The sequence below is a fragment of the Winogradskyella echinorum genome, assembly GCF_014297365.1.
Taxonomy (GTDB): Bacteria; Bacteroidota; Bacteroidia; order Flavobacteriales; family Flavobacteriaceae; genus Winogradskyella; species Winogradskyella echinorum.
In genome coordinates, this window is sequence record NZ_JACOQD010000004.1 from 177,174 (window position 1) to 190,188 (window position 13,015).

The 13,015-nt window shown below is 34.3% G+C and carries 9 protein-coding genes; 3 read left to right on the plus strand and 6 right to left on the minus strand.

Features of this window, described 5'->3' with window-relative positions; all coding sequences use genetic code 11:
• The first annotated feature begins 14 nt into the window (after window positions 1-14).
• Window positions 15-2,102, plus strand: coding sequence for an alpha-ketoacid dehydrogenase subunit alpha/beta (locus H8K90_RS14025; protein ID WP_186846623.1), 2,088 nt, complete (start codon window positions 15-17; stop codon window positions 2,100-2,102).
• Window positions 2,103-2,163: 61 nt separating this feature from the next.
• On the opposite strand, the gene H8K90_RS14030 is transcribed toward H8K90_RS14025, so the two are convergent.
• From H8K90_RS14030 to H8K90_RS14055, 6 genes are all read right to left on the minus strand, one after another.
• Window positions 2,164-2,355, minus strand: a complete 192-nt coding sequence (locus H8K90_RS14030) for a cold-shock protein (RefSeq protein WP_173280095.1) — start codon at window positions 2,353-2,355, stop codon at window positions 2,164-2,166.
• 139 nt (window positions 2,356-2,494) lie between these two features.
• The gene (locus H8K90_RS14035) at window positions 2,495-4,171 is read right to left on the minus strand and encodes a SulP family inorganic anion transporter (protein ID WP_186846624.1); all 1,677 of its coding nucleotides are present in this window, start codon (window positions 4,169-4,171) and stop codon (window positions 2,495-2,497) included.
• A gap of 118 nt (window positions 4,172-4,289) precedes the next feature.
• On the minus strand, window positions 4,290-4,844 hold the full coding sequence (locus tag H8K90_RS14040; RefSeq protein WP_186846625.1) for a DUF4136 domain-containing protein: 555 nt from the start codon (window positions 4,842-4,844) through the stop codon (window positions 4,290-4,292).
• 11 nt (window positions 4,845-4,855) lie between these two features.
• On the minus strand, window positions 4,856-6,865 hold the full coding sequence (locus H8K90_RS14045; protein ID WP_186846626.1) for a urocanate hydratase: 2,010 nt from the start codon (window positions 6,863-6,865) through the stop codon (window positions 4,856-4,858).
• Entirely contained in the window at window positions 6,865-7,026 is a 162-nt protein-coding gene (locus tag H8K90_RS14050) for a DUF5522 domain-containing protein (protein ID WP_186846627.1), read from the minus strand. Before H8K90_RS14050 ends, H8K90_RS14045 begins: the two co-directional genes overlap by 1 nt.
• A gap of 378 nt (window positions 7,027-7,404) precedes the next feature.
• Window positions 7,405-11,064 (minus strand): T9SS type A sorting domain-containing protein, encoded by a 3,660-nt coding sequence (locus H8K90_RS14055; RefSeq protein ID WP_186846628.1) that lies wholly within the window; start codon window positions 11,062-11,064, stop codon window positions 7,405-7,407.
• Between the two features lie 239 nt (window positions 11,065-11,303).
• On the opposite strand from H8K90_RS14055, the gene H8K90_RS14060 reads away from it, so the two are divergent.
• A complete protein-coding gene (locus H8K90_RS14060; protein ID WP_186846629.1) occupies window positions 11,304-12,206 on the plus strand; it encodes a 1-aminocyclopropane-1-carboxylate deaminase/D-cysteine desulfhydrase in 903 nt (300 codons plus the stop codon).
• Entirely contained in the window at window positions 12,203-13,015 is an 813-nt protein-coding gene (locus H8K90_RS14065) for a glucosaminidase domain-containing protein (RefSeq protein WP_186846630.1), read from the plus strand. Before H8K90_RS14060 ends, H8K90_RS14065 begins: the two co-directional genes overlap by 4 nt.

The following is a 13,015-nucleotide window of genomic DNA, read 5'->3' on the forward strand; positions in this document are numbered from 1 at the left end:
GGCGATCAACATAAATGAAAAAAGAAACACTAAAAAAAGGATTTTCAAAACTCTGCACAGCGAAAGCTATGGCAGAATTATATGAAGCAAACTTTAAGCAAGTTTCAAAATATGTTCACGCAACATCTCGAGGACACGAAGCGATTCAAATCGCTTTAGGAATGCAATTATTACCTCAAGATTATGCCTTTCCATATTACAGAGATGACGCTATGTTGCTTTCGTTCGGATTAGAACCTTACGATTTAATGTTACAACTCTTAGCTAAAAAAGACGATCCGTTTTCTGGTGGAAGAACCTATTATTCGCATCCAAGTTTAAAGGATAATGATAAGCCAAAAATACCACATCAATCCTCAGCAACAGGTATGCAAGCCATTCCGGCAACAGGTGTTGCTATGGGAATGCAATATTTAGAAAAGCAAAGTTTGAAAAATCCAGTTACGAGTAATCAGGATGCGATTTCCTTCCCTTTGGGAAGGACTGAGGATGGGCTTGTAGTCTGTTCTCTAGGTGACGCCTCAGTAACCGAAGGAGAAATAGCAGAGGCTTTCCAAATGGCAGCTTTAAAGCAAATGCCTATTTTGTATTTAGTACAAGATAACGGTTGGGATATTTCTGCTAATGAAGCTGAAACTAGAGCCCAAAATGCAGCAGAATATGCGGCAGGTTTTCATGGTTTAGAAGCTATTTCTATTGATGGAGCCAACTTCACAGAAAGCTATGAAGCATTAGGAAAAGTAATAAAGACGATACGTGAAGAGCGAAGACCGTTTTTGGTTCATGCCAAAGTTCCGTTATTAAATCATCACACATCTGGTGTAAGAATGGAGTGGTATCGAGACGATTTAAACGAAGCACGTTCGCGCGATCCTTACCCTGTTTTAAAACAACAATTAGTAGACGCAGGATTTTTAGAACAAGAAGTTAAAAACATAGAAAATTCCGCGAAAGCGAAAGTGCAATCAGATTTTGAAAAGGCTTTAAAAGCCGAAGATCCAAAACCTGAAGATTTGTTTACAAACGATTTTGTGCCAACACCAATTACCGAAGAAAAGGGAACACGTGCACCAGAAGGTGCCGAAAAAGTGGTAATGGTAGATTGTGCACTTTTCGCAGTAGAGGAGCTGATGAAAAAGCACAAAGAATGTCTGCTTTATGGACAAGATGTTGGTGGACGATTAGGTGGCGTTTTTAGAGAAGCAGCGACTTTGGCTCAAAAATTTGGAGACGATCGTGTATTCAATACACCAATTCAAGAAGCGTTTATTGTAGGTTCTACAGTTGGTATGAGTGCCGTTGGATTAAAACCCATTGTTGAGGTTCAGTTTGCAGATTATATTTGGCCAGGTTTAAATCAATTATTTACAGAAGTCAGTAGAAGTTGCTATCTAAGTAATGGAAAATGGCCAGTAAGTATGATTCTTCGAGTTCCAATTGGAGCTTATGGAAGTGGAGGGCCATATCATTCCTCTTCAGTCGAATCTGTGATTACCAACATTAGAGGTGTCAAAATAGCCTATCCAAGCAATGGAGCCGATTTAAAAGGTTTAATGAAAGCTGCTTATTACGACCCCAATCCGGTTATCATTTTAGAACACAAAGGCTTGTATTGGTCTAAAGTAAAAGGAACGCAAGGAGCAACGTCTGTTGAGCCAAGTGAAGACTATATATTACCTTTTGGTAAAGCATGGGTTTTACAAGAAATCTGGAAACAAGATGATGTTGAAACTATAACCATTGTCACTTATGGAATGGGTGTGCATTGGGCAATCAATGCATCCCAAGAATTAGGAATGCAAGACCAAATTGAAGTGATTGATTTGCGTACCTTATTTCCTTTAGATGAAGATTCGATAATGAAATCTGTCAAGAAAACAGGTAAGTGTTTAGTGGTTACTGAAGAGCCAAGTAATAACAGTTTTGCGAGAGCATTAGCCGGAAAAATTCAAGAAGATTGTTTTAAATATTTGGATGCACCAGTTATGACGATTGGTAGTGAAAATATGCCAGCGATTCCATTAAATTCAATCTTAGAAGAAACCATGATTCCTTCCACAGAAAAGGTGAAAGCTAAAATAGAACAGTTAATTAATTATTAGTCATAAAAAAAGCCTATCCAAAAGATAGGCTTTATTCTTAAAAAGATTGTAAGGTATATACTTATATAACTTTTACATTTACTGCATTTAATCCCTTTTTTCCTTCGGTTAAATCGAATTCTACATTGTCACCTTCTCTTACTTCATCAACTAAACCAGAAATGTGTACAAAATGCTCTTTACCGTTTCCTTCTTCTGTTATGAATCCAAAACCTTTAGAGTCATTAAAAAATTTTACTGTACCAGTACTCATATTAAAATATATTAAATTAAGTTGCGAAAGTAGTCTAATTAATTGATAATCAATTAATTTTAATTTTTTATTTAGATAAAATAAAATTGTTTTGTCTAACTATCTAAGGTTGAGTACTTAATAATATTATTTTATGTAATTATATATTATATTCAGACAAAGACTTAGTAAATTTCTCTGGATCTGCCGCTAAATGGTATCTAGGATCATCAATATCTTCTATAATAACTTCCTTAAACTTAGGACTAGCTTTGTACATGAGTTGCTTGCAGTCTTCACTTAAATGTTTCAATTTTAGACTTTTTCCTGCAGCTTCATATTTATTCACTAAGTTGAAAATCGCCTCAAGAGCAGAATGGTCGCTTACACGAGATTCCACAAAATCAATTTCAACTTGCTCAGGATCATTCTTAACATCGAATTTCGAATTAAAACTTTGAATAGAACCAAAGAAAAGTGGTCCCCAAATTTCATAAGTTTTAGTTCCGTTTGGTTGCATACGTTTTCTAGCTCTAATCATAGTAGCATTTTTCCAAGCAAAAACTAAAGCCGAAATTATAACACCAGCAATGACTGCAATGGCTAAATCTTTCCATACTGTTATCGCAGAAACAGCAATTAAAACAATGGCATCAGACAATGGTATTTTTCTAAGAATTCTGAAGCTACTCCAAGCAAAGGTTCCGATAACCACCATAAACATTACGCCGACTAAAGCCGCAATAGGAATTTGTTCTATTAATGGTGCTCCAAATAAAACAAAGCATAGCAAAGCAATTGCTGCTACAGCTCCAGATAAACGACCACGACCTCCAGAATCTACATTTATAATAGACTGACCAATCATGGCACATCCACCCATGCCTCCAAATAATCCATTCAGCATATTTGCACCACCTTGTGCAATACATTCTCGGTTACCGCTTCCTCTTGTCTCTGTCATTTCATCAATAAGATTTAATGTCATTAATGACTCAATTAAACCTACGGCAGCTAAGATAAATGCAGTTGAAAGTATTAAATCCCAATGGCCAGCAAGTGTTCCAAATAACCCAAAAATTTGATCTTGAAAAGTTGGTAATCCACCTTCTAAACCTTTTCCACCACCATCGGCAATAAATGAGCCCACAGTGCTCATTTCGATTCCACCAAAAATGGTAATACAAGCTACAACAACAATAGCTATTAACGCAGCTGGAATTTTTTTAGTAAGCTTAGGTAAACCATACATTATTCCCATAGTTAAACCAATAAAGCCCATCATTTTCCAAAATGCTGCATTAGAAAATAATGCTGAAAACCACTCAGATGTATTACTTAAAATTGAAATATCTTTTGGCACTGCATTAGGAAATAATCCTAATTGCGATAAGAAGATAACGATAGCTAAACCATTAACAAATCCCATCATCACTGGATGCGGAATCAATCTCACGAATTTTCCAAGTTTAAAAATACCAGCTAAAATTTGAATACCACCAACAAAGAGTAGTGTAATAAATAGCCATTGTAATCCGAGGTTTTCAATTGGAGTGTCTAAAGCTATACCTACTTCATTTCCTTTTTGAATTAAATGTACCATTACAACAGCCATAGCTCCTGTAGCACCAGATATCATTCCTGGTCTGCCTCCAAATAAGGCAGTGACTATTCCCATCATAAATGCACCATATAGTCCTACTAAAGGATCGACACCTGCAACAAAAGCGAAAGCTACTGCTTCTGGCACTAATGCTAAAGCAACAGTTAAACCTGAAAGGATATCATTCTTAGGATTTTGAGTAAAGTTTTTTCTTGTAGTTTGGCCTAATATCATAATACATAGTCTTAAAAGTCGGCAAAGATATAGTATTTAGATTTAAAGCCTAATGAATAGTACAAACAAAAAAAGTACTGCAAAACAGTACTTTTTATATATGATTTAAGGTTTTTAATTATTTAGCAGGTGGAAATTGCTCCATCGTTTTACTTACAAATTCTTTGATACGAGCTTCTTTCTTATCAACATTTCTAGTAACTAAATAGCCAGTTCCAGAACCTTGCCAAATTAATTCCTTTTTATCGGTATCTATTAAATCAATAAAAAGCATGCCTTCTGTTTTAGTTGAAACTTGGCTTCCTCCAAAGCCTGGTCCCCAGCCCCAACCCCAACGGTTGAAACCTCCCCAGCCCCAAGCACCAGCTCCCCAAGCATTGTTATAGATGTTAACACGTTGGTTAGATTTGGTAAATATGCTAACGAGCATATCTGGATTTTCGGATTTAGTCATTCCTTTTGCCATTAACTCTGCTTCAATAGCTCTTAGGATTCTACGTTTGTCAATATCACTTATTTCGGCTTTATCAATTCCTGGTTTGAAAAACGCGAAGGTTTTGTATTGATCAAAATTTGCTTCTCTATCATAATCAGCCGCAACTCTAACAGAGCTACAAGATGATAGAAGGATGGCAAATACTAAAATTGGTGTAAATTTGAGTAACTTCTTCATATTGCTTTATTTTAATTTGTTTCTAATAAATCGTCATCAACGAGGTTAGGTAACGTTACTTTTAAATTAGGTTCGTTTTCCATGGCTCGTTTTATGGCAAAGATTGCTCCTTCATTTCTGGCCCAACTTCGTCTTGAGATTCCATTGTTTACATCCCAAAATAACATTTGTTTTAATCGTTTTGATGCTTCTTTAGTACCATCAAGAACCATACCAAATCCTCCGTTAATAACTTCTCCCCAGCCAACGCCTCCACCATTATGAATGCTTATCCATGTGGCTCCTCTAAAACTATCACCAATAACATTATGAATTGCCATGTCTGCTGTAAAACGCGAGCCGTCATAAATATTGCTAGTTTCTCTGTATGGAGAATCTGTACCTGAAACATCGTGATGGTCTCTTCCTAATACTACATAACCTATTTCTTCTTTTTCAATAGCTTTATTAAATGCTTCGGCAATTTTCATTCTACCTTCGGCATCAGCGTATAGAATTCTGGCTTGTGAACCAACGACCAATTTATTTTCTTGTGCACCTTTAATCCATTGAATGTTATCAGCCATTTGTTGCTGAATTTCCTCTGGGGAATCTTTCATTATTTCTTCTAAAACATCACAAGCTATTTTGTCTGTTTTTAAGAGGTCTTCTGGTTTTCCAGATGCACAAACCCAACGGAATGGTCCAAAACCATAATCAAAACACATTGGTCCCATAATGTCTTGTACATAACTTGGATATTTAAACTCGCGACCAATAGATGGATTATTAGACATTACATCTGCTCCTGCACGAGACGCTTCAAGTAAAAAGGCATTTCCATAATCGAAAAAGTAAGTACCTTTTTCTGTGTGCTTATTTATTGCTTTAGCATGGCGACGTAAGGTTTCTTGAACTTTTTCTTTAAACAATTCTGGGTTGTTTGCCATCATCTCATTTGCATCTTCAAAAGATATATCTACAGGGTAATAACCACCAGCCCAAGGATTGTGAAGCGAAGTTTGATCACTTCCTAAATCGATTTGAATATTAGCTTCATCAAATTTTTCCCAAACATCAACAATGTTTCCTAAATAGGCAATTGAGATAGTTTCTTTTTCAGATTTTGCTTTCTTAACTCTTGTCACTAACTTATCTAGATTAGTAATTTTTTCATCTATCCAACCTTGATCTAGTCTAACCTGAGTAATTTTTGGATTAACCTCTGCGCAAACGGTAATACAACCTGCAATGTTACCCGCTTTTGGTTGAGCGCCAGACATACCACCTAAGCCAGAAGTAACAAATAAATTTCCTTTTGGGTCTTTTTTAATTTTTCTAAAACCATTTAAAACGGTAATAGTTGTGCCATGTACAATGCCTTGAGGACCAATGTACATGTAACTTCCTGCGGTCATTTGTCCGTATTGTGTAACTCCTAATGCATTAAATTTTTCCCAGTCATCAGGCTTAGAATAATTAGGAATCATCATACCGTTGGTGACAACAACTCTAGGTGCCTCCTTATGCGATGGAAATAGTCCCATAGGATGACCAGAGTACATCACTAAAGTTTGTTCGTCATTCATTTCGGCCAAATACTTCATGGTTAATCTGTATTGTGCCCAATTTGAAAATACTGCACCATTTCCACCATAAGTAATCAATTCGTGAGGATGTTGCGCTACAGCATAATCTAAATTGTTCTGAATCATTAGCATAATAGCTGCAGCCTGCTTAGATTTAGCAGGATATTCTTCAATTGGTCGAGCATACATTTTGTAGTCTGGTCTTAGGCGATACATGTATATACGACCATAAGTTTTTAATTCATTTTTAAATTCTGGTAGTAATTCTTCATGATACTTTTTGTCAAAGTAGCGTAATGCATTTTTTAGCGCTAGTTTCTCTTCTTCTTTAGAAAGAATTGCTTTTCTTTTTGGAGCATGATTAATTGAGGAATCATAAGATTTAAGTTTAGGTAGTATATCTGGGATGCCTTCTAATATTTGATCTTTGAAAGATAATGTTGTTTTTTGCATTACTTTTTTTTTAAAGCATTTTTATCAAATCCATAAGGGCAATGTCTACATCCACTTTCGCAACAATAACCGCGTTTTAAATGATATTGCTCAGTGAAACAGCGATAGCCTTCTGGCGTTAAGTAGTAATCACCATCTTCAATTGGGACATATTTCTTCATGTTTAACAAAGATAATGTAAATTGGATTGATTTTTGAATAAGTTATATCGTGATATTAATTTCTAAATATATAGTTCCGCGAGGTTTTATTGGAATTACCATTTTTCCTTTTATGTTTTTAAAGTATAAGGCTTTAAAAGCAAATACTGTTTTGGTAAATCATGAAAAAATTCATCTTAGACAACAACTGGAATTGTTAATTATTCCTTTTTTTGTAATCTACGGCATAGAATTTTTTGTAAGATTAATTCAATACAAGAATTGGAATATAGCTTATAGAAATATTTCTTTTGAACGTGAGGCTTATAAATATGAAAAAGACCTTAACTATATAAAGTTAAGGCCTTTCATGGCATTTATTAATTTTTATTAGATTAGTTATATAACTATTTTTTTGGACACTACAGATCCATTGAAAAGAGTGACTTGTACGATATATGCACCAGCGCTTAAATTATTATCTTGATAGTTATATGTATTGTTATCTATATTTACATTTTTATGAATAGTTCTTCCTGTGAGGTCAAATAATTCAAAAGTTTTAATGAGACTTAATGTAGATCTAACATTAATTGTTTTATTAATAGATTTAATGTTTAAATCTGCAATAATATCTTGATCATTAATACTTAAAGCTTGAGGTGTGAATCTTACTATAAATCTATTATTGTAAGTCCCTTCATCAGTTGTAAAAGAATAAGGACTGTCTTTTAAGTTATGAATTATATTAAGCTTTGTATCCTCAATAAAAATATCTTGACTTGCACCTTCAAATAAACCATCTAGTTTATTTATAGTAATTTTAAAACTTCCAGAAATTGCTGTTTTATAGCCAAGAGGAATAGTTTCAGAATTATCAAATGGTAATGGCTTTCCTTGAATAGAAAGTTTTTTATCTGATGCTAAAGAATAGAATTGATTTTCGGACTGATTTATCGATATTCCATCGTATAATCTATCTATTCCATTTGTAGCTCCATCAGCGAACCCAATTAAAATTGGCAAAGCAGTATTGTCTTCGTTAACTAAATCTAACCAAATGCGGTGTTTATTCTCAAGTCCCGTAGGTGATGAGTTTCTGTAAAACACGTTATTAGCATACAGTCCACGCATAGTATTATTAAAATTAACAACGTTAGGTGTTGGTGCTGAATCTAACATTAAAGCAAAGAACCCTTGGCCAGAAGCGATATAACCATTGAAGCCAGAAGGTGTTGAACCTAAGCTATTAGCAGACAAGTAATCATTTGGGTTGTAATTGTATTGGTAGCCTTCATAAAATGGGTCGTCAATTGCTGTGGCAGCCGGATCAATATGTCTCCAAAAATATAATGTACCATCTATAGCTGGATTAGCGGCTATGAAATCTGAAAGTGAAATAGCAGATGGATAAGGATTTCCTAATAAATTCCAGTTGTCGTCTTCTGCAGTTGCCGTATTACCAATACCTGCGTAATCTGCACCAGTATATGTGCCTCTAGAAATTGGGTATGAAATTTGACCATTGTTTAATGTACCTTCAAATTGTGCCTGATCAGATGCTGGAGTACCTAATAAGCCTCTCACTATATAACCTTTACCAGAAATCATATCTTCTGTAGTGTTTGTCCATGTACCATGTCTTCCAGCTGTACCATTTGCTACAGAGGGATTCCAATCAAATATAGAATGACTAGGGGATCCTGGCGATATATCTAATACATTGAAGTTGCTTACAGGTGATGACCAATACACGTAGTCAAAGTAACCTACACCATTCACTCTTCTTCTTACTTCTGCATCACCAATATTTTCATTAGCAGCAACATCATTAATTTGTATTAAACTAGCATTGGTTCTAAGTCTGTAATTACCATTAGGCTCAATTACAATTCTGTCGTCAATAGTTAGAGTGGCATTTGGTCGGTGTAATAAATCTGCACCATCAAGTATTTGCATGTTATAACCTAAACCATTTGTTGGACTATTTAATCTTGGATTATTTGATGTTGGTGGTATGGTGATACAATCATCTATTGTAGGTACACCATTGGGTGTCCAGTTATCAGCGTCATCCCAATCTGTACTTTGTGAACCGTTCCATGTTTTGTTACCTGTAATTGTAACATCCGTACTACTAGTTTGAACAATTGTTGAGCCATTACATAATGTGTATGTAACTTCAGCAAAATATGTTGTGCTTGAATTAGGTGAAACCGTAATTTGGTTATCATTATTTGGGTCGGTGATTTCATTGGCGGCAGATATTGAACCTTCATACCATTTTAAAGTTGTGATGGATGCTCCATCTGGGACGAATCTCCAGGCCTCTTCAGTTGCCGTCCAATTTGTATCATTAGTGTTTCGACCAGGTGCAGAAATTCCTGAATTACTTCTTTCTTGAAGTCCAATACTTGCATTTCCACCGTTCCATGGATTACCACCGTCGATATTTTTTTCTTTAACATATACTTCAATAACATTGGTATCTTCATAAAAAACTATCATACCAGTGTATAATATTGAATTATCGAAATACATTGGTACATCTGCCCATGCTGCAACTAACGCTCTACAACCTGTGTCTAAAGTAATAAGTTGGTACCCTATTTCTCCTCCAACACTTGGGTCAACATCATGATGTACTCCAAATATAGATGGTCCAAAAAAATACGTGCCATTACCATCTTCAGCATTAATTGTATTTGGTATATTTCTACTTGTATACCATCCTGAAGAACTATTAGCTAAGCTTGTGTCGAATGATATCACTCCATTAGAGCCGATTACACAAGAATTATAAGTGTTTCCATAAAAACAAAAATCAAAAGGTAAATTAACAACTGGAGACCAGATATCATCTAAGTTTACACTTACAGGATTAGCCAAACAACCAAATTGAAACGGAGGATTATATGGAATGGACTCTACGGTGTAGTCATTTGTATCTCCTAATTCTAAATAAGTTGCTTCTAAAGTAACTTCTCCAACTGAACAATCAACTGGTGGTGGTGCTGTTGAACCAAGTCCTACACCTCCCAGATCAACAAATGGACATCCTAATGTAGATGTACCTACGTCATTTGATGGTGAGCATGGTTCTACTATACATATATTGAATTCACCTGATCCATTAGAATGGCTATAAACTCTTACATAGTATACATTACCAATAGTTAAACCTGTTAAAGATAGTATCTCAGAAGAATTACCACTAGTACTGTTTTCACAACCAAGGGAAGTGCCCCCACAATTATCAAAAACTTCTATTACAGCATTACTTAATGATGTAGGTTCTACTATTACATTATGATTAATACCAGTTGCAGTGAATGAGTACCATACATCATCATTTGCTGTACCAGAACAACCTGAAAGAGATTGTGATGCAGCAGCAGTTGTACCTAATGTTGGAGAACAAAATTCTCCAGAAGTTAGAGATATAGCATTAGCGCAATCATCATTTGCAGGTGGTGGGACGAATTCTATTTCAATATCATCAAAAAAGTTCCATTCACTATTACTATTTGCTGTTCCAGAAAACCTAAATCTTGAGTTTGTTGCAAAAGTGTAATCACTGCTCGAAATTATAGATGCTAAATAATGAGGATTACCAGTGCCGTTGTTAAAAAAATCAGTGCCAATAACGAATGTTCTTACTGTTTGCCAATTAGAACCGTCAAAAAACTGTAACCTAAATCCTTCCCCATTATCCAATCCTGAAGATTTGTGACAAAGAGATATACTAACTGTATTATAACTTGATAAATTTAAACTTGGTGATGTAACTATATTATTATTGGTTTGGTCATCTTTAGAAAAAATAGAGAAGCTACCATTGCATCTCCAACCACTGGTTTGGTATCTTCCACTATCATTACCATTATTAGTCCAACCTTGAAACCCAGATTCAAAATCATAAAACTGAGGGAGCTGCGCATGGGCCAGATTACTTACTAAAAATAATGCGCTAAAAAGTAATAAAACGGATAGCTTTTTTTTAAAATTGAAATAACAATTAGAAAAGTAAAACAATTGAGAATGTAGTGTATTCTTCATAATTAGTAGGTTTTAAGATTGAGGGGTATCTTATATATAAACGAAAATTGTTCTATATCGGTTTTATATTAGTCTTAATATTTTTGCCAAACCTAAGAAAAAAAAACTAAAAAAAATAATTTTTCACCGATAAAACGATAAAAAACATCGTTTAAATGTAACTTTGTGTTCTTTTTTCTACAAAAAGTATTGATGAGGATTTAATATTGCTTTCTTATTTTTGTGAAAAAAGATAATATTTGTTTAATACATCAATAAACAATCAAAGTATATCCGTTAGTAATACAACGTTTTGTCTAGAAATTAAGCGAGAAGATTTTATTCATCCTGTAATTTCTGGTAACAAATACCGTAAGCTTAAGTATAATTTAGTTAAGGCTAAAGACTTAAATTCAAAATCGTTATTGACTTTTGGTGGAGCGTTTTCAAATCATATAGCTGCAGTTGCATCTGCTGGAAAAGAATATGGTTTCTCTACTATTGGTGTTATCAGAGGGGAAGAATTAGAGTTTAAAGAAATGAATTCTACATTACAGTTTGCAAAGGCTTGTGGAATGCACCTTAAGTTTGTATCTAGAGAGGATTACAGGAACAAAACCAATACTGACTTTATTGATAAATTAAAAAATGAATTCGACGACTTTTATCTAATTCCTGAGGGAGGTACAAATGATTTAGCGGTTAAAGGTTGTGAAGAAATACTGCAAACAGAGGATTTAAAATTTGATTACATCTGCTGTGCTGTAGGAACTGGAGGTACAATATCGGGTATTATAAATGCTTCAAGAGAGCATCAAAAAATATTGGGTTTTCCAGCATTAAAAAATGATTTTATACAACAGGATATTCGTAAATTTGCAAATCGAGATAACTGGCAATTGGTTACAGATTACCATTTTGGTGGCTATGGTAAAATAAAGCCAGAGTTAATAACGTTTATCAATACATTTAAAAAAGAATACAATATTCCATTAGATCCAATATATACGGGTAAAATGTTGTTTGGAATCTTTGATTTAATGGATAAAGGATTTTTTCCAAAAGGTTCTAAGATATTAGCGATTCATACAGGTGGTTTGCAAGGAATAAACGGTATGAATGAAATATTAAGACGTAAAAATTTGCCTCAAATTGAAATATGAAAATAAAATTTAAATACCTATTCGTTTTAATTGTGCTTTCTGCATTAAGTTGTGGCCCTAAAAAAGGGATTGTAACTAAGAAAAAAAATAGCACAAAAAAAGAAGTAGTAGTTAAAGAAAGGGAAGGGAAGGATACTAATAAATCATCCGAAGTTGCAAAAACGAAACCAAGTAAAGCCTTAAGCGCAGTAGAAATATATATAGACCAATATTCTGATATTGCTCAAGATAATATGCGAAATCATAAAATACCTGCTAGTATCACGCTTGCTCAAGGTATTTTAGAATCTGGCTCTGGTCGTGGACGTTTGGCAACTAAAGCTAATAATCATTTTGGTATTAAGTGTCATGGTTGGAAAGGTTCCAAAATATATCATGATGACGATCGTTCTCAAGAATGTTTTAGAAAATATAGAAAAGCAGAAACATCTTATAAAGATCATTCTGAGTTTTTAACAGGTCGAAAACGATATGCAAGTTTATTTCGGTTAAAACCTAATGATTACAAAGGTTGGGCAAAAGGTTTGAGAGCTGCTGGTTATGCAACAGATAGAAAATACCCTCAAAAATTAATTAGCTTAATAGAGCGTTATCAACTGTACAAATACGATGAAGAAGTATTAGGTGCCAAGCCAAGAAAAACTTCTGTTATAGAGAAAGGTACTAAAGTAAAGCACGTCGTTGCAAAAGGTGATACATTGTATTCAATTTCAAGATTGTATAAAACAACGGTTGAGGCTATAAAAGATAAAAACAACTTAACTTCAAACGACCTTTCTATAGGTCAAGAACTTATAATTAGCAATTAA